The sequence below is a fragment of the Streptococcus sp. W151 genome (genome assembly GCF_053010205.1).
Genome location: NZ_JBRKNT010000001.1, coordinates 338224 through 363359 on the forward strand (window position 1 = coordinate 338224; position 25136 = coordinate 363359).

Annotated in this window: 26 protein-coding genes; 19 read left to right on the forward strand and 7 right to left on the reverse strand. The window is 41.8% G+C overall.

Annotation, left to right across the window (positions count from 1 at the left end; translation table 11 throughout):
- Positions 1-66: 66 nt before the first annotated feature.
- Both ACVC7Q_RS01570 and ldcB read left to right on the forward strand, forming a co-directional pair.
- Complete coding sequence (locus ACVC7Q_RS01570; protein WP_447264571.1) at positions 67-1854, forward strand: TcaA second domain-containing protein; 1788 nt, start codon at positions 67-69, stop codon at positions 1852-1854.
- A gap of 9 nt (positions 1855-1863) precedes the next feature.
- Entirely contained in the window at positions 1864-2643 is a 780-nt protein-coding gene (ldcB, locus tag ACVC7Q_RS01575) for an LD-carboxypeptidase LdcB/DacB (protein WP_447264572.1), read from the forward strand.
- Positions 2644-2957: 314 nt separating this feature from the next.
- On the opposite strand, the gene ACVC7Q_RS01580 is transcribed toward ldcB, so the two are convergent.
- The 3 genes from ACVC7Q_RS01580 to coaA all read right to left on the reverse strand — a co-directional run bounded on the left by ACVC7Q_RS01580 (position 2958) and on the right by coaA (position 4799).
- Entirely contained in the window at positions 2958-3467 is a 510-nt protein-coding gene (locus ACVC7Q_RS01580) for a DNA topology modulation protein (protein WP_447264573.1), read from the reverse strand.
- Positions 3468-3533: 66 nt separating this feature from the next.
- Positions 3534-3782, reverse strand: coding sequence for a 30S ribosomal protein S20 (rpsT, locus tag ACVC7Q_RS01585; protein ID WP_003007640.1), 249 nt, complete (start codon positions 3780-3782; stop codon positions 3534-3536).
- 96 nt (positions 3783-3878) lie between these two features.
- Positions 3879-4799 (reverse strand): type I pantothenate kinase, encoded by a 921-nt coding sequence (gene coaA, locus ACVC7Q_RS01590; RefSeq protein ID WP_447264574.1) that lies wholly within the window; start codon positions 4797-4799, stop codon positions 3879-3881.
- Positions 4800-4889: 90 nt separating this feature from the next.
- Between coaA and ACVC7Q_RS01595 the strand changes: the two genes are divergently transcribed.
- From ACVC7Q_RS01595 to ACVC7Q_RS01660, 14 genes are all read left to right on the forward strand, one after another.
- Positions 4890-5483, forward strand: a complete 594-nt coding sequence (locus ACVC7Q_RS01595) for a class I SAM-dependent methyltransferase (RefSeq protein WP_315377374.1) — start codon at positions 4890-4892, stop codon at positions 5481-5483.
- Positions 5480-6757, forward strand: a complete 1278-nt coding sequence (locus tag ACVC7Q_RS01600; RefSeq protein WP_447264575.1) for a pyrimidine-nucleoside phosphorylase — start codon at positions 5480-5482, stop codon at positions 6755-6757. The genes ACVC7Q_RS01595 and ACVC7Q_RS01600 overlap by 4 nt, the downstream gene beginning before the upstream one ends.
- A gap of 17 nt (positions 6758-6774) precedes the next feature.
- Positions 6775-7437, forward strand: coding sequence for a deoxyribose-phosphate aldolase (deoC, locus tag ACVC7Q_RS01605; protein WP_447264576.1), 663 nt, complete (start codon positions 6775-6777; stop codon positions 7435-7437).
- On the forward strand, positions 7424-7813 hold the full coding sequence (locus tag ACVC7Q_RS01610; protein WP_070675610.1) for a cytidine deaminase: 390 nt from the start codon (positions 7424-7426) through the stop codon (positions 7811-7813). The genes deoC and ACVC7Q_RS01610 overlap by 14 nt, the downstream gene beginning before the upstream one ends.
- 75 nt (positions 7814-7888) lie before the next feature.
- On the forward strand, positions 7889-8950 hold the full coding sequence (locus ACVC7Q_RS01615) for a BMP family lipoprotein (RefSeq protein ID WP_447264577.1): 1062 nt from the start codon (positions 7889-7891) through the stop codon (positions 8948-8950).
- A gap of 128 nt (positions 8951-9078) precedes the next feature.
- Positions 9079-10614 (forward strand): ABC transporter ATP-binding protein, encoded by a 1536-nt coding sequence (locus ACVC7Q_RS01620; protein WP_447264578.1) that lies wholly within the window; start codon positions 9079-9081, stop codon positions 10612-10614.
- Complete coding sequence (locus tag ACVC7Q_RS01625; RefSeq protein WP_447264579.1) at positions 10607-11668, forward strand: ABC transporter permease; 1062 nt, start codon at positions 10607-10609, stop codon at positions 11666-11668. Before ACVC7Q_RS01620 ends, ACVC7Q_RS01625 begins: the two co-directional genes overlap by 8 nt.
- The gene (locus tag ACVC7Q_RS01630; RefSeq protein WP_129299189.1) at positions 11668-12624 is read left to right on the forward strand and encodes an ABC transporter permease; all 957 of its coding nucleotides are present in this window, start codon (positions 11668-11670) and stop codon (positions 12622-12624) included. Before ACVC7Q_RS01625 ends, ACVC7Q_RS01630 begins: the two co-directional genes overlap by 1 nt.
- Before the next feature lie 120 nt (positions 12625-12744).
- Positions 12745-13347, forward strand: coding sequence for a hypothetical protein (locus tag ACVC7Q_RS01635; RefSeq protein WP_447264580.1), 603 nt, complete (start codon positions 12745-12747; stop codon positions 13345-13347).
- A 21-nt stretch (positions 13348-13368) separates the two neighbouring features.
- Entirely contained in the window at positions 13369-14004 is a 636-nt protein-coding gene (locus ACVC7Q_RS01640) for a copper homeostasis protein CutC (RefSeq protein ID WP_447264581.1), read from the forward strand.
- Between the two features lie 103 nt (positions 14005-14107).
- Positions 14108-14773: an MmcQ/YjbR family DNA-binding protein gene (locus ACVC7Q_RS01645; protein WP_447264582.1), complete on the forward strand. Its 666-nt coding sequence runs from the start codon at positions 14108-14110 to the stop codon at positions 14771-14773.
- 1 nt (position 14774) lies between these two features.
- The gene (locus tag ACVC7Q_RS01650; protein ID WP_447264583.1) at positions 14775-16529 is read left to right on the forward strand and encodes an ABC transporter ATP-binding protein; all 1755 of its coding nucleotides are present in this window, start codon (positions 14775-14777) and stop codon (positions 16527-16529) included.
- Entirely contained in the window at positions 16516-18270 is a 1755-nt protein-coding gene (locus ACVC7Q_RS01655; RefSeq protein WP_447264584.1) for an ABC transporter ATP-binding protein, read from the forward strand. Before ACVC7Q_RS01650 ends, ACVC7Q_RS01655 begins: the two co-directional genes overlap by 14 nt.
- A gap of 92 nt (positions 18271-18362) precedes the next feature.
- Positions 18363-18611: a hypothetical protein gene (locus ACVC7Q_RS01660; protein ID WP_447264585.1), complete on the forward strand. Its 249-nt coding sequence runs from the start codon at positions 18363-18365 to the stop codon at positions 18609-18611.
- Between the two features lie 17 nt (positions 18612-18628).
- Here ACVC7Q_RS01660 and ACVC7Q_RS01665 read toward each other — a convergent pair whose 3' ends face one another.
- Entirely contained in the window at positions 18629-19933 is a 1305-nt protein-coding gene (locus ACVC7Q_RS01665; protein WP_447264586.1) for an aminotransferase-like domain-containing protein, read from the reverse strand.
- A 393-nt stretch (positions 19934-20326) separates the two neighbouring features.
- Here ACVC7Q_RS01665 and ACVC7Q_RS01670 point away from each other — a divergent pair, with 393 nt between their 5' ends.
- Positions 20327-21526 carry an MFS transporter gene (locus ACVC7Q_RS01670; protein ID WP_447264587.1) on the forward strand — a complete coding sequence of 400 codons (1200 nt, stop codon included), beginning with the start codon at positions 20327-20329 and terminating at the stop codon, positions 21524-21526.
- 423 nt (positions 21527-21949) lie between these two features.
- On the opposite strand, the gene trhA is transcribed toward ACVC7Q_RS01670, so the two are convergent.
- A complete protein-coding gene (gene trhA, locus ACVC7Q_RS01675; RefSeq protein WP_049491795.1) occupies positions 21950-22597 on the reverse strand; it encodes a PAQR family membrane homeostasis protein TrhA in 648 nt (215 codons plus the stop codon).
- Positions 22572-23039 carry a DUF1836 domain-containing protein gene (locus tag ACVC7Q_RS01680; protein WP_447264588.1) on the reverse strand — a complete coding sequence of 156 codons (468 nt, stop codon included), beginning with the start codon at positions 23037-23039 and terminating at the stop codon, positions 22572-22574. The genes trhA and ACVC7Q_RS01680 overlap by 26 nt, the downstream gene beginning before the upstream one ends.
- 99 nt (positions 23040-23138) lie before the next feature.
- On the opposite strand from ACVC7Q_RS01680, the gene yaaA reads away from it, so the two are divergent.
- Entirely contained in the window at positions 23139-23864 is a 726-nt protein-coding gene (gene yaaA, locus ACVC7Q_RS01685) for a peroxide stress protein YaaA (RefSeq protein ID WP_447264589.1), read from the forward strand.
- 118 nt (positions 23865-23982) lie between these two features.
- Here the strand turns inward: yaaA and ACVC7Q_RS01690 are convergent, their stop codons facing one another.
- Positions 23983-24429 (reverse strand): MarR family winged helix-turn-helix transcriptional regulator, encoded by a 447-nt coding sequence (locus ACVC7Q_RS01690; RefSeq protein WP_049514775.1) that lies wholly within the window; start codon positions 24427-24429, stop codon positions 23983-23985.
- Positions 24430-24786: 357 nt separating this feature from the next.
- Between ACVC7Q_RS01690 and ACVC7Q_RS01695 the strand changes: the two genes are divergently transcribed.
- On the forward strand, positions 24787-25134 hold the full coding sequence (locus tag ACVC7Q_RS01695) for a cell wall elongation regulator TseB-like domain-containing protein (RefSeq protein WP_447264590.1): 348 nt from the start codon (positions 24787-24789) through the stop codon (positions 25132-25134).
- The last annotated feature ends 2 nt before the right edge of the window (positions 25135-25136 follow it).

Below are 25136 nucleotides of genomic sequence, written 5' to 3' on the forward strand. Positions count from 1 at the left end.
CAATATCACAAAATGGAAGGTGGGGGGACCCACTTTCCCTATTTTATAATGAGGGAGAAGAGATCCATGCAGAAGAAATGGGTTGAATTATTTGAAAAAGTGATCGGTCGCAAACCGTCACCAGAAGAGTTTATGGCTGGGAAAGCCTGTGGATTTGATTTAAAACAAATTCAGTCTATCGCAGGCAATGCCCCAGAAGAGAATCTAGCACCTGTCGAGGAACCGGTGCTTGAACCAGTTGAAGAAGTGAAGAATGTTGATCCACTTCTGGCAGCTCGTCAGGCTTGGTTGCAACATTTTGAAGAAACCTATGGACGCAAGCCAAGTGCAGAAGAATTTACCGCTGCTAAAAGTCAGAACTTCGAGTTTTTTGCAGGACCTGTTCCTGAAGCAGAATTTGTGAACACAGATTCAACTGAAGAAACACAGGAATATGTCCCTCAACAGCCTACTCAAGAGTATACGGCTCCACTTGCTACTGAGCAAACGCAGGTCTTTGAGGGATCAACCTTCACAGAGGCAAGTCCAGCTCAGAAAAAACCAAAGGCTCCTAAAACGAAGAGTGGGAAGAAACTTTCTAAGAAGAAAATTGGGATTATTTCTGCCATTGCTGTTCTTGTAATCGCTTTGGTGGCAGCCTTCTTTTACTTCCAGTCTACAACACGTGTCGAAGTGACTGCAGATAAATTTATTAAGGCAGTGGACACCAAGGATTATCGCGAAGCAGCAGACCTGCTTTCAACCGATAACGATAAATGGACAAAGGATGAAGCCGAAAGCTTTATTACTAGCATGGAAGATCAAGGGGTCGATATCGGCACAGAGTTGAACAAGATCATTGATAATGGTGGAGAAGGTAGCTATACGGATAAATCTGGCAACAAGATCTTTGGTTTGGAAAAGGCGGACAAGAAATTTGGAATCTTCCAAGAATACCGTGTGGCCAGCTATCCAGTGCAAGTCAAGGTCAAGACCAATTTGGACCAAGCCAAACTCAAAGTGGCTGCTAATAAAACCGTGACCTTGAAGAAAGATGCAGTGACAGATCTTGGTTCTTTCCATTACAATACAAAAGAAATGGAATTGACTGCTAAAACAGAAGTCGGAAATGTCACTTCTAAGATCCATCTCAATCCTAAAAAAGCAACCAAGAATAACTTAGAATTGCAGTTGAATTCTGAAAAACGCAATTTAGAAGTTGAGTTCCCAGATGAAGTTGAAAACCCAACGGATGTGAAGATTGTGGTCAACGGTAAAGAAGTTGGAACCAGCACGACCTTTGAAGTAGACAGCATCCCTTATCAAGAGATTGAAGTGCATGCCGTCTTCAATATGAATGGGGAAACCTACACAACTGAAAAGGCTAAGGTGACGATTGAAGAGGGTGAAAACGATCCGATCGAACTCAAACTAGCCAAAGATACTTTAAAACGCATCAAGAGTGCTCAAGATGCTAAGAAAGCGCAAGCAGCCAAAGAAGAACAAAATCGGACCTTGGTAGAAGAGTTCTTGAAAGAGTATCGCGACGCTGTCTTTAGCTCCGTTTCAAATCGAAATAACACTTACTCTAAATACTATGACACACAAAGTCAAGCCTACAAAGACATGGTAGAATTCACAACTGGTGATGGTGTTCGAAAGGCTAAAATTGACTACTATACTCCAGGAGCTTTGGATATTCAAAGTGTCACTGAAGAAAATGGTGTGGTGACCATCAAAACTTATGAAGACTTTACCGTGCATTATACAGATAGTCATCCAGATTCACAAAACCGCAAGTACAAGACTTACACCTTGAAAAAAGTAGGTGCAAGTTATGTAATCACGGATATTGTCGTAACAAAAGAATCATAGGAGATTCCCATGAAAGCAAGATTTTCCAAATTAACGTTGGTGACAGTTGCCTTGTTAACCCTGACAGCTTGCTCCCAATCTCAATCCACTAGTTCTAAATCTTCTGCAAAAGAAGAAACCAAGCAAACGCAAACCAAGTCTTCCAAAGAAACGTCTTCTGCAAAGGATACGTCAAAAGAGACTGGCAAAGAAGAGTCGTCAAAAGCTGGTAAGTCAGATGTGAAAGTGGACTCTGGTGTCAGCTACAATGGTTCTTACTATAGTGTTAAAGGGAAATATGGTGAGGTGATGATCGCCAACAAACATTATCCTTTGGCGCCGGACTTTAACCCAGGTGAAGATCCTGAAGCTGTTTCGGCCCTTCATGAATTGATTGCAGCTATGCAGGCAGAGGGGTATCCGATCAGTGACCAATATAGTGGTTTTCGTAGCTACGATACCCAAGTTCGACTCTATCAAAACTATGTCAATCAAGATGGTCGGGAAGCCGCAGATCGTTATTCAGCAAGACCAGGCTATAGTGAACACCAAACTGGTTTGACCTTTGATTTGATCGATACCAGTGGTAATTTGGTAACCGAACCTGGACCAAGTAAGTGGTTGCTCAAGAATGCTGCTAAATATGGCTTTGTGGTTCGTTACCAAGAAGGTAAAGAAAAAGTAACAGGCTACATGCCAGAAAGCTGGCATCTCCGCTATATCGGAAAAGAAGCCCAAGAGATTGCTGACTCAGGTTTGAGTTTAGAAGAATATTACGGCTTCACCGGTGGCGATTACGTTGATAAATAAGAAAAGGCTGGGATTTTAATCCCAACCTTTTTTATTGAAGGAAAAGTCATCTTAAAAACTTTCCTTAGGTGAGTACGGACGTCAGCGAACTTCGCAGAAGTTCCATGACTTAGTTTTGAACCTAAGGTTTCAAAACTCCTGAGTACTTGAAACATTGTTGTTTCAAGTACTTTTCTCACGGCGGAAAGTTTCGTTATTTTCTTGATTCATTTTAAAAATTTGAACTAATTTTTGATATTTTGCAGAATCGTTTAACTTATTTAAAAATAGTTTGTTTAAATTTAAAAAGTTTTGGGATATTTACCCTAACCTTTTTATTGTATGGTTTTTAGAAATGTATCAAATTCTTTTTGGTTCTTGAGAGTGATGAATTTATCAGGATAGCTGGAACGAATAGTTTGATACCTTTCTTTAGCTCCCTTGGTTCGGCCGTCCCAAAGGATCCAACGGATAAATTCCCAGTCAAAGCGTTCAGGGCAGCCTGCTGCCATACTTTCGCGAACGCGTCCCTTATAACGACGGTATCGTTTCCAGGCTCTATAGAGGCAGTTCCAACGAGAGAAATTAAGAAAGATAATGTGGTCTGCTTGCTCCATTCTTTCCTCATAGCAACACCATGAATAATTTCCATCAATGACCCAGTCTTTATGTTGGCTAAGAAACTGTTTCATCTGTCCCTCCATCCAATCCCGGTCACTGTCTATCCATCTCGGTTGAAATTGAAGGGTATCCATGTGGAGCTTGGGGATGGAGTAGTAGCGAGATAAGGCTCCAGCCAAGGTAGATTTTCCAGATCCAGAATAGCCGATAATAACAATTTTCATAAGCACCTCTCAAAAATTTAGGCACAAAAAAAGCTCCGGAGAGCTTGATTTTTATGCTGTTCTTGATTAACCAAGTTTCGCTGCAAGACGTGCTTTATCACGGCTAGCTTTGTTCTTGTGGATCAAACCTTTAGTTTCTGCTTTATCGATAGCTGAGCTAGCAGCGCGGTAAAGTTCTTCAGATGGGTTTGCTTCAAAAGCTTTGATTGCAGTACGCATAGCTGATTTTTGAGCTGAGTTTTTTTCGTTTTGTTTAACGTTCAATTCAGCGCGTTTGATAGCTGATTTAATGTTTGCCAAGTTATTCACCTCCATTGATAATCTAACTATCTCATTATATATGAAAAGTTAAGATTTGACAAGCCTAAAATAGCTTTTCCTTAAAAAAGTACCGTTAAAAGGCCATTTTCTCTAGCGTTTGAGATAAATTTCGTCGATTTCATGGTTGGTTGCCTTATGGAGAATCAGATCAGCCCGGTTACGGGTTGGTTGAATGTAATGTTGCAAGTTGATTAAATTAATGGATTCCCAGACCTGATGGGCCATGCTTAAAACTTCTTCTAGGGGTTGTTCCGTAAATCGATAGTAGTAGTTCTTGGGATCATTCTGTGCTAAGTCCAGGAGTTTTTGGAAGCGATCGATATACCAAGATTCGATATCATCGACTGCGGCATCCACATAGATTGAAAAATCAAAGAAATCGGTCATATAGAGACTGTCATTTTGCGGATTTTGAAAGACATTGATTCCTTCAACAATGACAAAATCAGCCGGTAAAATCGTTTGCTTCTCATCTGGGACAATATCGTAAATTTCGTGGGAATAGACAGGGATTTCCACACTCTTGTTGTTTTTGATTTGATTGAGAAAATCAAGAAGCAATTCCATATCATAGCTTTCAGGAAATCCTTTTCGATTGAGGAGCTCTTGTTCTTTTAAGATAGCATTTGGATAGAGAAAGCCATCTGTTGTCACCAATTCTACGGTCGAGCCTTCGAAGGTCCGCGAAAGTAGGATTTGGAGAAGACGGCTAGTAGTCGATTTCCCAACAGCAACACTCCCAGAAACCCCAATGATAAAGGGTTGGCGTTCACTGGTTTTTTGAAGAAAAATCCCTTTTGAGAAGGCCAAATCTTCCTTTGAACGCTTGTAGATTCCGATCAAGTTTGTCAAAGGCAGGTAGACGTCACGCACATCCTGGAGGTTGATGCGGTCGTTAAAGCTTTTAATAGAATTAAGCTCTGTTTGAGAGAGAGGCGGGGTGGTTTTGCGATGCAAATTTTGCCAGGTTTCCCGATTGATTTTTTCAAAATGTAGAAATTCTTTGTCCATATGTCACTCCTATTGTAGTCTTTAGTATACCAATTTTTAGAGGTCGTGTAAACGATTTAAAAAACGAATGAATTATGATAAAATAACCTTATGAGTAAAATGTATTTCGATATAAACCCAGATGCAGCCCATGATATTCATGATCTGGCTGTTGTTTTATTGGGACAAAAGATGAATTTCTATACAGATGCGGGCGTCTTTAGTAAAAAAATGATTGATTATGGAAGCCAGGTGCTCTTATCAACCCTGGATTTCCAAGGAGGGGAAAGCGTTCTTGATGTCGGTTGTGGCTATGGTCCAATTGGCCTTTCTCTAGCTAAAGCACAGGGAGTCGCCGTGACCATGGTGGATGTCAATGAGCGGGCGCTAGACTTGGCTAAGAAAAATGCCAGCCGAAATGGCGTGGAAGCTCAGATCTTTTCTTCGGATGTCTATGAAGCGGTTGAAGGGGTTTTTGACCATGTGATCAGTAATCCGCCGATTCGAGCCGGTAAGAAAGTGGTGCATCAGGTGATTACGGGTAGTTTTGATCATTTGAAGCCAGGTGGAGACTTGACCATTGTCATTCAGAAAAAGCAAGGTGCTCCAAGTGCTAAGGCCAAGATGGAAGAGACGTTTGGCAATTGTGAGATCGTAAAAAAAGACAAAGGCTATTATATTTTAAGAAGTGAGAAAGAATCATGAGAGCTGTAGATATCATTCAGAAAAAAAGAGATGGTCTTGCCTTAAACAAAGAAGAAATTGAATGGCTGATTGAGGGATATGTGGCTGGAACAGTTCCAGATTACCAAATGTCCGCTTTTGCTATGGCCGTTTATTTTAAAGGGATGACGACAGAAGAAATCTCCCATATGACCATGAAGATGGTCCAAACAGGGCAACAGTTTGACCTGTCAGCTATTCCAGGAATCAAGGTAGACAAACATTCAACTGGTGGTGTGGGAGACAAGGTAACCTTAGTCTTGGTGCCTCTGGTTGCAAGTTTCGGAGTGCCAGTTGCTAAAATGAGCGGTCGTGGCTTAGGCCACACAGGTGGAACCATCGATAAGTTGGAATCCATTAAAGGCTTCCAAATTGAGCGGACTCAAGAAGAATTCATCCAGCAGGTGCAGGAGATCGGCTTATCGGTCATTGGGCAATCCGACCAACTCGTAAAAGCAGATAAACTCTTGTATGCTCTTCGGGACGTGACGGCGACAGTGGATACCATTCCTTTGATTGCTAGCTCCGTCATGAGTAAGAAAATTGCTGCTGGGGCAGATGCCATCCTTCTCGATGTCACCGTTGGAGAAGGGGCCTTTATGAAGACCATTGAAGAGGCGCGTGAACTAGCTCGTACCATGGTGGATCTCGGTAATGCCGTAGGGCGCAAGACAATCGCTGTTATTACAGATATGAGCCAACCTTTGGGAACCAGTATTGGCAATCGTTTAGAGATTTTGGAAGCCCTGGATATTCTAAAAGGACAGGGGCGTGCTGATGTCACAGAGTTTATTTGTGAATTAGCACAAATCATGTTGAAATTGGCCAATGTAGATCAATCGATTGAAGCCATTCATGAACACTTGAGCAATGGACAAGCCTTAGCCAAGTTTGAAGAAATGGTCGTGGCACAAGGTGGAGACTTAGAGGATTTGCATCGTTCCGTCAAAGTAGATCAGGTCCTTGAAGTAACAGCAGATCAAGATGGCGTCATTGCGGCCTTACCTGCCATGGAATTTGGCCTGTTAGCCATGCGACTTGGTGCTGGTCGTGCTGTCAAATCGGATCCGCTTGATTATGAAACAGGGATTATATTTGACAAAAAAGTGGGAGAGCAGGTTAAAAAAGGGGAACGCATTGCTCGTATTTTCGTGAATGAAAAAAATTCACAAGAAAGCGTTACAGAATTCAAAAAAAATGTTAAAATACTAGAAGGGGCTGAAAGCGTTAAAGAAATTATTGAAATAATATCTTAAGTAGCTCAGGAGATTATATGAAGTTAAATAAATATATCGATCACACTCTTTTAAAACCAGATGCGCAACAAGAACAGATCGAAAAATTGATCGAAGAAGCTAAGGCATATGATTTTGCGAGTGTCTGTGTGAACCCGACATGGGTGAATTTTGCGGCTGAGGGCTTGCGCGATTCAGACGTTAAAGTTTGTACCGTCATTGGTTTTCCTTTGGGAGCAAATACCCCTTTTGTCAAAGCGTGTGAAACAAAAAATGCTATTCAAAATGGTGCCGATGAAATTGACATGGTCATTAATATCGGTGCTTTGAAGTCTAAGAATTTAGCACTAGTTGAAGAAGATATCCAAGCTGTTGTCGAAGCAAGCGGTGATAAGCTGGTCAAAGTCATCATTGAGACGTGTCTCTTAACAGACGATGAAAAGATCGTTGCTTGTCAGATTGCTAAGTCAGCTGGAGCTGACTTTGTGAAGACTTCAACTGGTTTCTCAACTGGAGGAGCGACGGTAGAAGATGTAGCCTTAATGCGTCAAACAGTTGGACCAGACATGGGTGTTAAAGCTTCTGGTGGAGCTCGCTCTTATGAAGATGCTCTTACATTTATCGAAGCTGGTGCGACCCGTATCGGAACTTCCTCTGGTGTAGCTATCATGGAAGGAAAAGTGGCTCATGGCGACTACTGAGTTGATCAATTTGGTAGTAGAAGTGAGCCAGCATGCTTATGTGCCCTATTCTCATTTCCCGGTTAGTGCAGTCCTTGTGACCAAGGATGACCAGATCTATACAGGTGTCAATATCGAAAATGCCAGTTTTGGATTAACCAACTGTGGGGAACGGACAGCTATTTTTAAAGCAGTTTCTGAGGGAGCTCGTGAGTTCAAAGAGCTGATTATCTATGGGCAAACAGAAAAGCCCATCTCTCCGTGTGGTGCTTGTCGCCAGGTCATGGCTGAATTTTTTGAGCCTGATCTGCCTGTAACTTTGGTATCTAAAGATAAATCGACGGTCGTGATGACGGTCAAGGAATTACTTCCATATTCCTTTACAGATTTGACTTAGTTGGTCTGTGAGGCGGTCTTTTGACCCTTTCAATACTTCGCAACAATGTTGCACAATAATTTAGGAGGTTCAGTAATGAACAAGAAACAATGGCTAGGCCTTGGTCTAGTAACTGTCGCTGCTATCGGACTTGCAGCATGTGGAAATCGTGCGTCTAAAAAAGATAGCGCAAACTCAGAATCAAAAACTGATTTGAAAGCTGCTATTATTACCGATACTGGTGGTGTGGATGACAAATCATTCAACCAATCTGCTTGGGAAGGTTTGCAAGCTTGGGGGAAAGAAAACGGTCTTTCTAAAGGGAACGGATTCGACTACTTCCAATCAACAGATGAATCTCAATATGCGACAAACCTTGATGAAGCTGTTTCTAACGACTACAAATTGATCTTTGGTGTTGGTTTTGCCTTGAGCGACTCAGTTAAAAAAGCTGCAAAAGACAACGAAGATGTTAAATATGTCATCATTGATGATCGTATTGAAGGACAAAAGAACGTAGCATCTGCTGTTTATGCCGATAACGAAGCTGGTTACCTTGCTGGTATCGCTGCTGCGAAAACTACAAAAACTAAACAAGTTGGTTTTGTAGGTGGTATGGAAAGTGAAGTTATCACTCGTTTCCGCGCTGGATTTGAAGCTGGTGTTAAATCTGTTGACCCATCTATCAAAGTTCAAGTAGACTACGCTGGTTCATTCGGTGACTCTGCTAAAGGTAAAACAATTGCTGCTGCACAATACGCTGCAGGTGCAGATGTTATCTACCAAGTAGCTGGTGGTACTGGAGCAGGTGTCTTCTCTGAAGCAAAAGACTTGAACGAGAAGAAAAATGAAGACGAAAAAGTTTGGGTTCTTGGTGTTGACCGTGACCAAAAAGCTGAAGGTGAATACACTTCTAAAGATGGTAAAAAATCTAACTTTGTCTTGGCTTCAAGCTTGAAGAAAGTCGGAGAATCAGTAAAAGACTTGGCTAAGAAAGCTGCTGACGGTAAATTCCCTGGCGGTGAAGTGATTACTTATAGCTTGAAAGATGGTGGAGTTGATTTGACAACTGACAACCTTTCTGCAGATGCTAAAAAAGCTGTCGAAGATGCCAAAGCTAAAATCCTTGATGGGTCTCTTAAAGTTCCTGAAAAATAATATTTGATTGGGCGGCCCTCCCTATAAGGGCCGTTTCTTTTAAAGTGAGACATTTTTGTCTCAATAAAATCTGTTAGTTGTCTAACAGATTTTATTGAAATAAAAAATTTTTGAAAGGAAACACCTACATGACACATGAATATGTCATCGAAATGCGTGAGATTACCAAAAAATTTGGTGACTTTGTAGCAAATGACAAGATTAATCTTCAGTTGCGCAAAGGTGAAATCCATGCACTTCTTGGAGAAAATGGTGCGGGAAAATCTACCCTGATGAATATGCTGGCTGGTTTGTTGGAACCAACTAGCGGAGACATCGTGGTAAATGGAAATACTGTTAACCTAGACTCACCTTCAAAAGCAGCTTCTTTAGGAATTGGAATGGTGCACCAACACTTTATGTTGGTTGAAGCCTTCACTGTTGCTGAAAATATCATCCTTGGTTCTGAAACCACTAAACATGGTGTTTTGGATCTTAAGAAAGCCAGTCAAGATATCCTGGACTTGTCTAAAAAATATGGCTTGGCAGTAGATCCAAATGCTAAAGTTGAGGATATTTCCGTTGGTGCGCAACAACGTGTGGAAATCTTAAAGACGCTTTATCGTGGAGCCGACATCCTAATCTTCGATGAACCAACTGCAGTGTTGACACCAGCTGAAATCGAAGAATTGATGACAATCATGAAGAACTTGGCGAATGAAGGAAAATCGATCATCTTGATTACGCACAAGTTGGATGAAATCCGTGCTGTTTCAGACCGCGTAACGGTTATCCGTCGTGGGAAATCTATTGAAACAGTCGAGATTGGTGGAGCAACGAACCAAGACTTGGCCGAAATGATGGTCGGTCGTTCTGTTTCCTTTAAGACTGAAAAAGGTCCTTCTGAACCAAAAGAAGTGGTCTTGTCGATCGAAAACTTGGTCGTGAATGAAAACCGGGGAGTCCCAGCTGTTAAGAATCTTTCCTTAGAACTTCGTGCTGGTGAAATCGTTGGGATCGCAGGGATTGATGGAAATGGTCAATCTGAGTTGATCCAAGCCATTACAGGTCTGCGGAAGGTGAAATCCGGTTCAATCAAGATTAAAGGCAAGGATGTTGTAGGACTTCGCCCACGTCAAATCACAGAAATGAAGGTAGGACACGTCCCTGAAGACCGTCACCGGGATGGGTTAGTCCTTGATATGATGATCTCTGAAAACATTGCTCTTCAAACTTACTATAAAGAACCTCTTAGCAAGAATGGTATTTTGAATTATCCAAATATTACCTCTTATGCCAAGAATCTCATGGAAGAGTTTGACGTTCGTGCAGCTAGTGAAGTGGTACCAGCTAAGGCTCTTTCTGGAGGAAACCAGCAAAAAGCCATTATCGCTCGGGAAATCGATCGCGATCCAGATCTCTTGATCGTCAGCCAGCCAACTCGTGGTTTGGACGTCGGAGCGATTGAATATATCCACAAACGTTTGATTCAAGAACGGGATAATGGAAAAGCCGTTCTGGTTGTCAGCTTTGAATTAGATGAAATTTTGAATGTTTCTGACCGTATTGCAGTTATTCATGATGGGAAGATCCAAGGGATCGTAACCCCAGAAACGACGAATAAGCAAGAACTTGGAATCCTCATGGCAGGAGGAAAAGTAAAGGAGGGAGCATCAAATGAATAAGAATTTAAAACAAATTGCTGTTCCATTGGTGTCTGTCCTTTTAGGATTGGTCCTGGGTGCCATTATTATGTGGGCCTTCAGCTATGATGCCATTTGGGGATATGAATTGCTGTTTAAGAAAGCCTTTGGTTCGATTAAGAGTTGGGGTAATATTTCCCGTGCTATGGGGCCACTGATTTTAGTTGCTCTTGGATTTTCAGTAGCTAGCCGGGCCGGTTTCTTTAACGTTGGACTTCCTGGTCAGGCTTTTGCAGGCTGGATCATGGCGACTTGGTTTGCCCTTTCCTTCCCAAATATGCCTCGCTTACTGATGATTCCGATGACCGTTTTGATTGCGGCTATCGCAGGTGGATTTATTGGAGCGATTCCTGGTTTCCTTCGTGCCTATCTCGGAACCAGTGAGGTCATCATCACCATTATGATGAACTACATTGTTCTCTATGGTGGGAATGCCTTGATCCATAGCTTCCCAGCTTCCTTGATGAAAAACAAGGACTCAACCGTTGATGTAGGAGCCAACGCTGTCTACCAGACGGAGTGGTTGCGTAATTTGACAGACAAATCACAAATGAATATCGGGATCTTCTTTGCCATCATCGCAGTGGTAGTCATCTGGTTCTTGATGAAGAAAACAACACTTGGTTTTGAAATCCGTGCCGTTGGTCTCAATGCGAATGCGGCAGAATACGCAGGGATGTCTGCAAAACGGACCATTATCCTTTCTATGATCATTTCTGGTGCTCTTGCTGGTATCGGTGGAGTAGCAGAAGGTCTGGGTATTTACTCAAATGTCTATGTTCAAACTAGCTCAATGAGTGTTGGATTTAACGGAATGGCCGTTGCGCTTCTTGCGATGAATTCACCAATTGGTATTCCATTTGCTGCCTTCTTGTTTGGAGCGCTTCAAATTGGGGGAGTTGGTATGAAACCAGCTGCCATCCCTGAAGAAGTCGTTCAAATTGTGACAGCATCTATTATCTTCTTCGTATGTGCCCACTACATTATCGAAAAGATGATCTCGATGCGATCAGCTAAAAAAGGAGGAGCAAACTAATGAGTATTGTAACGATTTTAAGTATTCTTGTTTCCTCTATGATTGTGTATGCGGCGCCGCTGATCTTCACAAGTATCGGAGGAGCATACTCAGAACACGCTGGGGTTGTTAACGTTGGCCTTGAAGGAATCATGGTTATGGGAGCCTTCTCAGGAATTATCTTTAACTTGACTTTTGAGCCTACCTTAGGGAATTTGACACCATGGTTGTCCTTGATTGTTGCTGCAGGAATTGGAGTACTTTTCTCCTTGATCCACGCGGTGGCAACGATTCATTTCCGTGCTGACCATATCGTTTCAGGTACAGTATTGAACTTGATGGCACCTCCATTAGCCGTCTTTCTAGTTAAAGCAATGTACAACAAGGGGCAAACTGATAATATCAAAGTTGCCTTTGGGAAAACATCCATTCCGGTCTTATCTAAAATTCCGGTGATTGGGGATATTTTCTTCAACAATGCCAGCATCATCGGCTGGGTTGCAATTCTCTTCTCATTCTTTGCTTGGTTCGTCATGTTCAAGACAAAATTTGGTTTGCGTCTTCGTTCAGTTGGTGAACACCCACAAGCAGCAGATACATTGGGAATCAATGTTTATAAAATGCGCTACTTAGGAGTCATGATCTCAGGTGCCCTAGCAGGTATCGGAGGAGCCATATACGCTCAGTCAGTTTCTGTTAACTTTGCGGTAACTACTATTGTAGGTCCTGGATTTATCGCCCTTGCGGCCATGATTTTCGGGAAATGGAACCCAATCGGTGCCATGTTGGCTAGTCTCTTCTTTGGAGCTTCACAAAGTTTGGCAGTTATCGGGAATCAATTGCCTTTGCTTAAAGGTATCCCATCCATCTACTTGCAAATTGCGCCTTACGTCTTGACCATGGTTGTCTTGGCAGCCTTCTTCGGACAAGCAGTTGCACCAAAAGCAGATGGTGTTAACTACATTAAATCGAAATAATGCACAGAGAGATGCGAGGTTTCCTCGGTCTCTTTTGCTTTCTAAAGGCCCCTCTTAGTCGCAATTTCTTTGGATTTAAGGTACAATAAGGATACAACTTTTCACGTATTGGAGGAGCAGATGTTTAAGTGGATGAGACGCCTGATTGGCATGGTGATCGTTTTATTTATTATTTTAGTGATCCTGTTGGTTCCTGGATCTATTCCTGAAGGGGAGCAGCTGAGAAATGTGCAGGCAGGGAGCTCTTTGATTGAACTGGCTCAAAATGCTGTTTCAAATGCTTCTGTAAGCACTGAAGGGCTCTCAACTGAGTTGAGTCTCAATTCTGTGCAATTGAGTCAAGTTGTAAAAACAAGTGCTGGATCTGCTCTTGACAATTCTGACTTTCAAAAGATGGCACTTGGAATGGATGGCAATGACCTTCACGTCAAAGTTCCGGTTTCCTTAGGGCCAGTCGATAGCTATCTAGATTTAACCATGACCGGTCAAGTTGAAAACAATGTCATGAATTTGACTGTGACAGCTGCTAAATTAGGGAAAATGCCGATTCCAAAATCCTTGGTTCTCAACTATTTGAAGGATCAATCCAATCAAAATGGAGGCGCCTTCACAGTGAATGGTGATCAAATCACCCTTGAGATCCCTCAAGCAGGTTATACTATCTCAAAAGCGCGAGTAGAAAATGGCAATGCCAAGGTGACGGTTAGTATCTCCTTATTTTAAGACTATGAAAATGGAGTTGTCATGCTTATCTTTGAATTTTGTGCAGAGAATTTAACGTTTATTGATCAGGCGATTGCTGCTGGGGCAGGTCGCATTGAACTGTGCGACAACCTTGCAGTAGGCGGGACCACACCGAGCTTAGGGGTGATCAAGGAAGCAATCAAACTGACAGAAGAGAAGTCAGTGGGTCTTTGTGTCATTATCCGGCCCCGTGGTGGAGACTTTGTCTACACTGATCTGGAAGTCCAAGCTATGCTGACGGATATTCGGGCTGCGAAGGAAATAGGGGTTTCTAGTTTTGTGCTGGGTGCGCTGACGAGTGATCGAAAGTTGGATCAGAGAGTCATGCAGCTCTTACTAGCAGCCTGTGAAGAGGCAGAGGTTGTCTTTCATATGGCCTTTGATGAATTAGCTGTTACTGACCAGATAGAAGCGATTGAGTGGCTTTCTGATCAGGGTGTAGCCCGTATTTTAACACGAGCTGGAGGTCTAGATGCATCACTAGAGCAACGTTTTGAACATTACCATCGTTTATTAGCTGTGGCTAAGGGAAAGATTCAGATCTTGCCAGGTGGAGGTGTGACGGTAGAAAATCGTGCACTTTTTTTGGAGCAATTGGGCGTTTGTCAACTGCATGGCACGCGCATTGTGTTTTAAAAAAGAAACGATCACTGCTTTAAGTCGTTTTGAGGATCCGTTATCAAGGTTGGGGACGTTGTTCCCAGCCTCTTCTAGTGCAAAAATGAATAAGGGAGAGAAAATGTTTTTAGAGAATTATTTTGACCGCTACACCTTTCAGCCAGAAAAGGGAGTGGCTTATGGATTTGAGAAAATAGAGGCAGGCTATGAGTATCAGTGCCCCGTCTTTTCGGACACATTTCTCTTAAAGTTCCGAGTCTGCGACCAGAAGATTTCCTTTCGGGTCTATGATCAGGATACAGGGGACGAATATATCCAGGTTCATCTGGAACAGCTACAAGGAAATTTCGTTGGCCAAGTCAGGGAAGCTTGTCAGGAAAGTCTTGCAAGGATCTGCCAAGCCTGTTTTGAGGTAGAAGATTTTCTCTATCCTCAAACCAAGCGTCTCATGGCCTATATTTCCCTACACTATCAGGGAACGATTGAATATTTGTGGGAAAGATCTCCTGAGTCGGGTGCTATTCGCCACCGAGATACCCTCAAGTGGTATGGAGTCTTTATGACCATTGATTGGAACAAACTGGATGCTGGCAAGTCAGGGAAAATAGAAGTTTTGAATGTCAAGTCTGATCAAGTAGCTCAGTTCATTCAACAAAAGGGGATTTATCCAGCTTTTCATATGAATAAAAAATATTGGGTGAGTATCCCGCTCGATGGAACAATTGCTGATGAGGAGTTGTTTGCTCTAGTGGACAGTAGCTGGCAACTCACCAAAAAGGGGAAATAAGATGCATCTGTTAGGGAAATTATCTTGGTTTTTTAAATTAGAGAAGAAGCGTTACTTCATCGGGATAGGGTCCTTGATCCTGGTTAGTTTTTTAAATCTCATTCCTCCAAGAATCATGGGACTTGTGATCGATTTGATCGATAAAAGAAGGTTGACACTGAGTCAGTTGGTCGTGAATATTGGATTTCTAGTCCTAGCAGCTCTTGCCATGTATGGACTTCGTTTTGTCTGGAGACGCTATATTTTTGGGACGGCCAATAATTTAGCTCGGATTTTGCGTTACCGTTTGTTCAAGCACTTTACGCTCATGTCACCGTCTTTTTATCAGCGTTATCGGACAGGGGATCTCATGGCCCATGCTACCAATGATATCAATGCGGTAACCATGTTTGCCGGTGGTGGGGTTATGTCTGCAGTGGATGCGTCTGTCACAGCCTTGGTGACCCTGGTCAGCATGTTTTTCATGATTGATTGGCGCTTAACTCTCTTGGCTATTTTGCCCCTACCGGTCATGGTGGTAGTGACGTCGGCTATTGGGCGCAAAAACCACCAAGCCTTCAAAGAAGCTCAAGAAGGCTTCTCAGAGCTCAACAACTTTGTGCAGGAATCAGTATCAGGAGTCAAGGTAACCAAATCCTTTGGTTTTCAGGCAGATGAGATTCAGGCTTTTGAAAAGACCAATCAAATGGTCTTTTCAAAGAATATGACTTCCGCCAGTTACAATGCCTTGTTTGATCCGACCACTCTTCTTTTTGTCGGTCTCTCTTATGTCTTGACCCTTTACTTCGGGGGCCTTTTCGTCCAGGAAGGAAGCTTGACAGTTGGACAAATCGTAACCTTTATCACCTATCTCAATATGCTCGTGTGGCCCCTTCAAGCCATGGGCTTCTTATTTAATATTAGTCAGAGGGCTAGCGTCTCGTATGACCGAATTGAGACACTTTTAGCAGAAACACCTGAAATCCAAGATCCAAATCATCCAGTCAGAGACATTCAAAATGGAGATTTGGAATATGACATTGAAGAATTCGCCTACGAGAAAGAGCCTGTTCTTGAAAAGGTTACTTTTCATTTAGAAAAAGGACAAACCCTTGGGATTGTGGGTCCAACTGGATCTGGAAAGACCACCTTGTTGCGTCTCTTACTCAGAGAGCATGACTTGGAGCAGGGAGATATCTTTCTAAATGGAATCTCCATCAAAGATTATCGTTTGCAAGATCTACGTAGTTTGATCGGCTATGTTCCTCAAGATCAGATTCTCTTTGCCATGACTATTCGCGAGAATGTTGCTTTTTCAGATCCGCAGATCAAGGAAGAAGAGTTGATAAAAGCGCTAAGAACCTGTGGGGTCTATGAGGATGTCTTGGCTATGCCAGACCAGATGGAGACTGTGCTTGGAGAGAGAGGGGTCTCTCTTTCTGGCGGGCAAAAGCAACGGATTGCCATGAGTCGTGCTTTGGTCATGAATCCTGAGATCTTGCTTCTGGATGATTCCCTCTCTGCAGTAGATGCGAAGACGGAGCACCAGATCATCGAAAATATGAAGCAGGAACGCAAGGGGAAAACAACCATGATCACAGCCCATCGCTTATCCGCTATCGTTCATGCGGATTTGATTCTGGTAATGGAGAATGGTCAAATCAAGGAGCGCGGAAATCACGAGGAATTAATGGGTCAAAAAGGTTGGTACTATGAAACCTACCAAGCCCAACAATTATCAGAAGAAATGGAGGGAAAGCTGAATGAAAACATCTGAAGCTCGTGTGATGAAGCGGCTCTTGGCTTATATGTGGCGCTATAAATGGCTCACGGCTTTGGCCTTAGTCTTTACCCTTTTGACCAGCCTTTTATTGACAGCGATCCCTCTAGCGGCACGCTGGTATATTGACCACCTTGTGGATCCAACAGAAGTAGGTTCATCGGTCATGACAGCTTTTCAGTTTCTCATTCTTTATTATGGGTTATTCATTGGGCGCGTGCTGGCGACCTACCTGAGCCAATTAACCTTTGCGCGTGTATCCAATTCCATCGTAAGAGATATCCGACTAGATATTTTCCAAAATCTGCAAAGGCTGGGCATGTCCTTTTATGACCAGACAGCAGCAGGTTCGATTGTCTCCCGTGTGACCAATGATACACAGGCTGTCGCAGATATGTTCTCCACTGTCTTTTCAAGTCTGGTTTCATCCTTTTTACTTTTTGTAGTGACCCTGGTGACCATGTTTAGCCTGGATTGGCATTTGACTATTTGGATTCTGCCTTTTCTTCCCATCATTTGGTTTTCCATTCGACTCTATCGCAAGTTATCCAACCGCCTGGTCAAAATGACGCGTCAGAAATTATCAGATATCAATGTGAAATTATCTGAATCCATCGAAGGCATGCGAATCGTGCAGGCCTTTCGCCAAGAAAAGCGTTTGACCGATGAGTTTGAACGGATTAATGGGGAACATTTGGACTTTGCCAATCGTTCTGTCGATGTCAATTCCCTCTTTTTGAGACCAGCTATGACCCTTTTACAGGTCCTAGCCTATGCGGTCATTCTGACCTTTTTCGGCCTAAATTGGCAGTCTTCTGGCTTTACAGCAGGTCTTATTTATGCCTTTATCCAGTACGTTAGCCAGCTTTTCCAACCCTTGATTGATGTTACCCAAAATTTTGCAACCTTGCAGACCTCTACCATCTCTGCAGGGCGTGTCTTTGAGATGATGGATCGATCTGACTATGAGCCCAAGCAAGCAGATAGTCTGAAAGAAATTGAGCGGGGAGATATACGTTTTGACCATGTATCATTTTCTTACGATGGCAAACGAGATGTCCTAAAAGATATCTCCTTTGAGGTCAAAAACGGACAAACCATCGCCTTTGTCGGTCATACTGGTTCTGGTAAATCTTCCATTATCAATCTCTTTATGCGATTTTATGAATTTGATCGCGGACGGATCTTGATTGATGGAAAGGATATCAAGGACTACAGTCAGGAAGCCTTGCGCAAGTCTATCGGTCTAGTGCTGCAGGAACCTTTTCTCTATCATGGAACCATTGCTTCTAATATCCGGATGTACCATGAAGAACTGACAGATGAGGAAATCCGACAAGCAGCTGCATTTGTGGATGTGGCTGACTTTATTGAGGGTTTACCTGGTGGCTATGATCATTTAGTAACAGAGCGGGGGTCTACCTTATCGACCGGTCAGCGTCAGCTTCTGGCTTTTGCTCGGACCATTGCTGCCCAGCCTAAGATCCTCATTTTGGATGAGGCCACAGCTAATATTGACCAGGAGACGGAAGAAATGATCCAAAACTCTCTGAAGAAGATGCGTCAAGGGCGGACAACCATTGCTATTGCCCATCGTCTTTCCACTATCCAAGATGCCGATTGCATCTATGTTCTCGATAAGGGAAAAATCATCGAATCAGGCAATCACGATCAGCTCGTTGCTCTAGGAGGAACGTATAAGAAAATGTATGACCTCCAGGCTGGTATGATGAAATAAGGACAAACAAGGGGTAAATGCAAATTTAACCTTGTTTTTCTTGCTTGAAAGCTGTAAAATAAAGAAAAGAACAGAAAAAGGAAGCAACAATCATGTCAAACGATCTCATCCTAATGGGAGTTGTTATTGTCTTATTTGGACTTTATTTCACCCTTCAAGTAGAGCTTACTAAAGTTAGAAATCAATTCACCCACTATCTTCTAAAACCAGGTAGCATCTCCAAGGAACAAAAAGAGAAGTACCTCAAAGAACCAGAGATGGAAGCGATTCGCTTAATTCGCATCGACTATCGGATTGGCCTTCAAAATGCCAAACTTGTCTATGAGCACATAAAGAAATAAGAAGACCCTCGTATAGTCTATACGAGGGTTTCTCTTTCAAAAAAAGGCGTCAGCTTTGGTAAAACGTTGGCAACATCTGCTGATTGGATTTTTGCTAGTTGATAGGGACAAGGAGTGATGTAGGCTGCTTCAAAAAAATCAAGAGAGAGTCCACTGTGTTTTAAGGCAGCAAGAGATTTGACCTGATGAAGATCTACTAGGACCCCATCGTGGGTCAGGGTCAGATGAGGTAGAAGAGAAGACTGCTCCATCAAAGTCTTCAGACTTTCTTCTTCCTCTTTTTTTCTGGCGAGGAGTCGCTTTTTATTGGTCTGATACATACCATTATCGATATAGAGGCTCAAAGCCTTTTGCATAATAAGGTTGCTATCATAGTCCAGAATTGTTTTATAGGTCAAGACAGGTTTAAGAAGGGCTTGGGGAAGGATCATGGAAGTAATGCGAAGAGCAGAAAAGAGATTGGTCGAAAAAGACTTGATATAGATAACTCGATTATTGCGATCTAGATAATGAAAAGAAGGAGCATTGCGGCCATCAAGATCTCCCAAATAGTCGTCCTCGACAAGGTAGACATCATATTGATCAGCTAGTTGCAAGATTGCTTCTTTCTCCTTGGTGGAATAGCTATGACCAAGTGGATAGTGAAAACGGGGGATCGTGTAGAAAAATTTGATGTGACCACTCTTAAAAATCTCTTCGAGTTCCTCGAGGTCTATTCCCGTTAAATTTCGTTGAATGGTCCGGTAGGCAAGTTGCTGCGAATCTAGGAGTTGATTCATCCGATGATAAGTCGGCTGCTCAATCAAGATCTGAGATTTTTTATTGGGAAAGTCAATTTGGCTGAGGATATTGAGTGCCTGTTGTGTACCAGAAGTCAAAACGATCTGATCCGCAGTCGTATAAATACTTTCTTCCTTCAATAAGCCTTGAATCGATTGGCGTACTTCTGGTAATCCTGCTTGGTCTGAAAAATTATTAAAGAGATAATTCTCACGACCAATTAAGGTTTCATTGATACAGGTTCGGAAATCTTCAAAAGCCTGGTTGCGGTCTTTCTCTAATTTTAGTGGAAGATCCTCATGTTGGTCAGGTTCCTGCTCCAAAACATAGTAGCCACTTTGAGGTTTTGCGTAGAGTAAGTGCTGGTAGGTCAAATCCAGCAGGGCCCGTTGCACCGTATCCTTACTACAAGAAAATTGACTAGCTAGCTGGCGAACGGAGGAAATTTTCTGACCGGTCACCAGTTCTCCGTCTTGAATGGCTTTTTTTAGAACATGAATAATTTCTTGGTATTTGTTCGTCTTCATTTTGACTGTCCCCATACAGTTTTTTTCTATTGTACAGAAATAATCACAAAAATACCACTCTGAAAATGAGTTGAAGATCTTTTTTTTAAACTCTTGTTTTCATAGGTAGAATCTAGTGCCGTACGACTTTTTATGATAGAATGAAGATCGTAGTGTCTTCCGTAAATATGGTACAGTAGCGCACAGTGTATTGGGGTGCGGGATTGAACAGATGCTTTCCTGTATAGCTGGTACAAGACCTATCTGTAAGCAGTTCCATATCTGTATGTGATGCATCGAATCAAACCTTTATAACCATAAACAAGCTACATAACTTTTTACGATCAATGAAAGAGGTGGAGAAAATGTAGGCAAATCTAGGTAAGTCTTTTAGAAACACTTAAAATATCAATTGAAAGAGGAAGAACAATGTTTAAAAGAACTTACAAACGCAATATTCCACTCTTAGCTGGTCTGGAATTCACATCTTATTTTGGAATCACTAGTTTTTGGATTTTATTTTTCATTCAAAATGGTCTTTCCTTGCTTCAGATCGGGCTATTAGAGAGTATCTTTCATGGAACTAGTCTATTGAGCGAAATTCCATCTGGCATGTTGGCCGATCGATTTAGTTACAAGACCAATCTCTATTTGGCTCGCATAGCCAGTATTGTGTCATCTATCTTGATCTTACTTGGTCAAGGAAATTTCTGGATATATGCAATGGCTATGATGATCAGTGCCTGGTCCTACAATTTTGATTCAGGTACGAATACTGCTTTCTTGTTTGATTCGGCGGTAGAAGCAGGTCAAAAGGATCGCTATCTTCAGATTTCTAGCTTTTTGTCTGGAGTGGCTGAAGTCACCCGAACCTTAGGAACAGTGGTAGCCGGTCTCTTTGTTCATGGGGCCTTGGCTTGGACCTATCGTATTGCCATAGGTCTTTCATTGCTATCCATTCTCCTTATTTTTCTGATGAAAGAGCCAGAGAGCAAGAGAGAGGAAAGAAATAGTCTGACCTTAAAACGGATATTGGTAGTAGTGAAACAAGAATGGCAGGAAAAACCAGTCTTGTTTTACTGGATGCTGACCTATCAGCTGGTAGGAACCATTATGTGCATGTTCTATTTTTACTACCAACAAAAAATCAGTGACTTAGCCAGTTGGCAAGTTTCACTCATTATGTTAATTGGTAGTGGATTCAATCTCCTAGCGGTTTATCTGGCCAGTCAGATCGGGAAAAAGTGGAATAGTAACCAAGTCTTCCCGATTCTAGTTGCATTGACAGGTTTGGTCTTGCTGTTGGTATGTTTGAAAACTCCATTCGCCTATCTGAGCGTCTATCTCTTGACCAATGCCCTTTATGCCGTTTATCAACCTATATACTACAATGATTTACAAGTTTATTTGCCTTCCAGTGTACGGGCAACCATGCTTAGTATAAACTCCATGATGTTTAGTTTGTCTATGATTGTGATTTTCCCTCTGACTGGTTGGTTCATCGATACTTGTGGATTTGTAGCTGTTTTTCTTGTACTAGGCTTTGTGACCCTCCTATCTTTCCCTCTCTTACTGATTGGATTGAGGAAAATGGGCAAGCTATTAAATAAGGGGACAAAGACGGAATAAAAGCTCCATACGTTCATTTGTCCACCTATGTTAAAATAGTACATAGCAAGAACATGATGGGTGAATCATCTGATGTAAACAAAAAGATTTGAGAAATCATGTAATTTCTCAAATCTCCAATGCTAGTATTGATCCCCAAAAGTTAGACAAATAATGTAAAAAAAGGACTTAGTTTTGTATTCCACAGGACTAGGTCCTTTTGGTTTGTTCCTACTTAACTGATTGTGTTAGGAATCAAAATCGTCTATAAGAACTCGTCTCGGTAGTTTTTTAATAGGCTAGTCTGTATTTTATCTGATCTCTCCTTCATAGGAAGAAGAAGGACGTCAACGACTCTTTCAGTTGCTTTCATAAAAAAATACCCGAAAAATTAGATTTTTCTATCTAACTTTTCGGGTGTGGTTTAAAAGACTAGAGGCTGTATTACATAAAGTAAACGATGGCTAAATACTGAAGGGCAGAAGCAGCAAGGATAAAGAGGTGCCAAATCATATGGAAATAGGGTTTTTTCTTGGCATAAAAGCCAGCTCCCACCGTGTAGCACAGCCCCCCCATGAGCATGAGCCCCCAGAAGATAGGGGTAGTTTGACTAACAATTTGGGGAATAATAAAGATAACCAACCAGCCCATGATCAAGTAAAGAGCTAGGCTGAATTTTTCATTGACTTTTTTAGCAAAGATTTTGTAGAGAATGCCAAAGATAGTGGTTCCCCATTGGATTAAGATAATGCTGTAGCCCATCCAGTTGTTCATCAAGGTGAGGACAACTGGCGTGTAACTGCCTGCGATCGCAATGTAGATCATCGAATGGTCGATAATGCGAAGCACATACTTTTGAGGAGAATCATAAGACATGGCATGGTAGATAGTCGAAGACAGAAACATCAAAAAGAGGCTAATGACAAAAATAGAAGTCCCAAAAGCACTAAGAAGACCGTGCTGCTCAAAGCTGTAGACTGCTGAGATCGGAAGCAGGATGAGCATAAGGAGGGCTCCAACAGCGTGGGTTACACTATTTGCGATCTCCTCACCAAAAGATAATTTTTTACTTAGTTTCATGGTATAATTCATCAGTTTCTTCCTCCTTGTTTGCTGGTTGTATATAAGATAGGGTTTCTAGATAAAGTTGAACGGTCTGACAGGCAGAGCGAATAATGGGTGCAATCGGCTCTTTTTGCTCATTGAGATAAGCAACAAAGCTATTATAGAGAAGATCTGAGCTTACCTGGTCCTGCAAAAAATTTAAGGTAGAAGCGATCTCCTGAATAGAAAAGACCGTTTTTAAGGTTGTAATAGCGATCAAGCGAGCTACCTGTCTACGCTGGTATTTCTTCTTATCTGGTTTTTCGACGTAACCATGTTTTACGTAATTGTTGATCATGGCAGCCGTCAAGCCCTTGTCTGAAGAAGAGAGGACAGGTGCACAGGTTTTATTAACATAAAGAAGGACCTGATCGAGATAGAGGTCTAGCTCAGGCAGTTGCTCCCAGGTTGGATAGGAAAAAGTGGACACTAAATCTTCACCTTTCTTTAATCTAGTTTTAACAACTAGATAATAACATTAATAAAAACTTCTGTCAAGAAATTTACAGAAATATGGTACAATAGGACTATGAAACTATTAATTCCATCTGCAAAAGAACTGAATGAACAGGCTCGCAGACTCGAGCCCCAACCCTTATCACAGAACACAAAAATAATCCTCCAAGCTTTGAAGGATTCCTCTCTAAAAGAATTAGCAACCTTTTACGGGATCTCAGAGGAGAGGGCCCTAGTAGAAAAGGAAAGAATTGAGGCTTTATTAGATGGGAGTGCTAAGACCTATCCTGCTTTGGAACTATTTGATGGTCTTATGTACCGGAGTATCGAGCGTCAAGGCTTATCTGAAAAAGAGCAGACTTATCTTCAGGAGCATTTGTTGATCACGACTGCCTTATATGGGGTGATCCCAGCCTATGAGGGAATAGCTCCTCATCGCTTAGACTTTATGATGAAGTTAAAACCAGCTGGAAAGTCTCTAAAGGCACTCTGGCAAGGAGACTATGATCAGGCACTAGAAGGAGAGGAGGAGATCTTATCTCTCTTGTCCTCTGAGTTTGAACTGGTTTTTTCAAAAGCCATTCGCGAGCGAATGATACAGATTAAATTCATGGAGAATCGTGGCGGGACACTGAAGATTCACTCAACGATTTCAAAAAAAGCCCGTGGGGCCATGGTTACAGTTATGATGAAGGAAGAAATCACCCATCTAAAAGATTTGAAATCATTAGAAGTAGCAGGCTTCTCTTATCGTGAGGATTTATCACAAGAGAAGGAATGGTTTTTTGTGAAAGAATAAATAAAACTATTCCTGAGAAGCATCAGGAATAGTTTTTTGATCTGTTAGATAAAGAGAATGCACGATGAAAACTCCAAAATAGAGGATTTTGGAGTCAGAATCGTCTTGAGCTGTAGGCTTAGGCGATATGTTTGAATTTCTTCAAGAGTTCTGTTAACTCAGCTTGCTCGCCGCTATTAAAGACTTGCATCAAGCGTTGAATATTTTTAATATGATCTGGAAGAGCTTCTTCGATCTTTTTACGACCGGCATCTGTAATAGATACAACATATGCACGGCGGTCTTCTGGATCGGTTTCGCGTGTAATCCAACCATCGCGGACCATATTGCGAATAACCACAGTCATATTTCCAGAGGTCGCAAGAATGCTATCGATCAGATCTTGAATGCGAAGATCGCCTTTGCTATACAAGGTCTCAAGGACAGAGAATTGAGTTGGTGTCAACTGGTGCTTTTTAAAGATATGAGCCTCAGATGCACGGATCAATCGTTCCGCCTTGTGGAAGACGATCATGGTTTTTAAATCTACGTTTGCTTCTTTGAATAATCTCTTTAAATTTTCCATATCTATATTTTATCAATAAATAGTGTTTCTGTCGTTTAATTTTATTTTCAAATTAGTTACAAAATTGTGACAAATTTATTAAACTATGAACAAAAAATATACAAGGTGTTAATTTTAGTTTGCTTCTCAAATAATTTTATACTAAAACATTGTAACAGGCATGAAATATTAGTAACAATTCTTTCTTGAAAATCTATAGAATTCTAGGTAGGTTTGGTGTATAATGAGGGAGTGAAACAGAAAAATTATCTTTTTATCATATGGCAACATATAATAGGAATCTGTGTCTTAGTTCTGACGGTGCTTTTTTCTTGGCTATTTCTTGCTGAAAAAACTTCGGATCGCATGCAGGATCAAATGGAACAAGCAAGAAATATAGCGCTGTCGCACTCTTCGATGGTTACAATTGATACGGAGAGTTTCTTCCATGGCAAAGAAGCGTATCTTTCCTTTATTGGAAAAGACCAGGAGGGGCAAGAACTAGCGGTCTTGGTGGCGGAGGCAGATGATCAGGTCTATGCTTACCCTTTAAAAGAGGGGATCAGCCAGAAAAAAGCAAAGGCTATTGTGAAAGAGAAGAGCAAAGACGCGATTGATCGGGTAACTTTTGGACGCTTTAAAGGCAAACCGATCTGGGAAGTTAAGTCTGGAAGATCTTATTATGTGGTGGATTTCAAGACTGGGAAAGTAACCAGTGTTTTTTAGGA

What these genes read in the sequence shown, in the direction of transcription:
- yaaA (WP_447264589.1), top strand. Translation starts at nt 23,139, where the DNA reads ATGAAACTATTAATTCCATCTGCAAAAGAACTGAATGAACAGGCTCGC.
- rpsT (WP_003007640.1), bottom strand. Translation starts at nt 3,782, where the DNA reads ATGGAGGTGAATAACTTGGCAAACATTAAATCAGCTATCAAACGCGCT.
- ACVC7Q_RS01670 (WP_447264587.1), top strand. Translation starts at nt 20,327, where the DNA reads ATGTTTAAAAGAACTTACAAACGCAATATTCCACTCTTAGCTGGTCTG.
- ACVC7Q_RS01640 (WP_447264581.1), top strand. Translation starts at nt 13,369, where the DNA reads ATGCTTATCTTTGAATTTTGTGCAGAGAATTTAACGTTTATTGATCAG.
- ACVC7Q_RS01580 (WP_447264573.1), bottom strand. Translation starts at nt 3,467, where the DNA reads ATGAAAATTGTTATTATCGGCTATTCTGGATCTGGAAAATCTACCTTG.
- ACVC7Q_RS01650 (WP_447264583.1), top strand. Translation starts at nt 14,775, where the DNA reads ATGCATCTGTTAGGGAAATTATCTTGGTTTTTTAAATTAGAGAAGAAG.
- ldcB (WP_447264572.1), top strand. Translation starts at nt 1,864, where the DNA reads ATGAAAGCAAGATTTTCCAAATTAACGTTGGTGACAGTTGCCTTGTTA.
- ACVC7Q_RS01610 (WP_070675610.1), top strand. Translation starts at nt 7,424, where the DNA reads ATGGCGACTACTGAGTTGATCAATTTGGTAGTAGAAGTGAGCCAGCAT.
- ACVC7Q_RS01660 (WP_447264585.1), top strand. Translation starts at nt 18,363, where the DNA reads ATGTCAAACGATCTCATCCTAATGGGAGTTGTTATTGTCTTATTTGGA.
- deoC (WP_447264576.1), top strand. Translation starts at nt 6,775, where the DNA reads ATGAAGTTAAATAAATATATCGATCACACTCTTTTAAAACCAGATGCG.
- ACVC7Q_RS01620 (WP_447264578.1), top strand. Translation starts at nt 9,079, where the DNA reads ATGACACATGAATATGTCATCGAAATGCGTGAGATTACCAAAAAATTT.
- ACVC7Q_RS01645 (WP_447264582.1), top strand. Translation starts at nt 14,108, where the DNA reads ATGTTTTTAGAGAATTATTTTGACCGCTACACCTTTCAGCCAGAAAAG.
- ACVC7Q_RS01655 (WP_447264584.1), top strand. Translation starts at nt 16,516, where the DNA reads ATGAAAACATCTGAAGCTCGTGTGATGAAGCGGCTCTTGGCTTATATG.
- ACVC7Q_RS01625 (WP_447264579.1), top strand. Translation starts at nt 10,607, where the DNA reads ATGAATAAGAATTTAAAACAAATTGCTGTTCCATTGGTGTCTGTCCTT.
- ACVC7Q_RS01635 (WP_447264580.1), top strand. Translation starts at nt 12,745, where the DNA reads ATGTTTAAGTGGATGAGACGCCTGATTGGCATGGTGATCGTTTTATTT.
- coaA (WP_447264574.1), bottom strand. Translation starts at nt 4,799, where the DNA reads ATGGACAAAGAATTTCTACATTTTGAAAAAATCAATCGGGAAACCTGG.
- ACVC7Q_RS01695 (WP_447264590.1), top strand. Translation starts at nt 24,787, where the DNA reads ATGGAACAAGCAAGAAATATAGCGCTGTCGCACTCTTCGATGGTTACA.
- ACVC7Q_RS01690 (WP_049514775.1), bottom strand. Translation starts at nt 24,429, where the DNA reads ATGGAAAATTTAAAGAGATTATTCAAAGAAGCAAACGTAGATTTAAAA.
- ACVC7Q_RS01600 (WP_447264575.1), top strand. Translation starts at nt 5,480, where the DNA reads ATGAGAGCTGTAGATATCATTCAGAAAAAAAGAGATGGTCTTGCCTTA.
- ACVC7Q_RS01570 (WP_447264571.1), top strand. Translation starts at nt 67, where the DNA reads ATGCAGAAGAAATGGGTTGAATTATTTGAAAAAGTGATCGGTCGCAAA.
- ACVC7Q_RS01665 (WP_447264586.1), bottom strand. Translation starts at nt 19,933, where the DNA reads ATGGGGACAGTCAAAATGAAGACGAACAAATACCAAGAAATTATTCAT.
- ACVC7Q_RS01615 (WP_447264577.1), top strand. Translation starts at nt 7,889, where the DNA reads ATGAACAAGAAACAATGGCTAGGCCTTGGTCTAGTAACTGTCGCTGCT.
- ACVC7Q_RS01595 (WP_315377374.1), top strand. Translation starts at nt 4,890, where the DNA reads ATGAGTAAAATGTATTTCGATATAAACCCAGATGCAGCCCATGATATT.
- ACVC7Q_RS01630 (WP_129299189.1), top strand. Translation starts at nt 11,668, where the DNA reads ATGAGTATTGTAACGATTTTAAGTATTCTTGTTTCCTCTATGATTGTG.
- trhA (WP_049491795.1), bottom strand. Translation starts at nt 22,597, where the DNA reads ATGAATTATACCATGAAACTAAGTAAAAAATTATCTTTTGGTGAGGAG.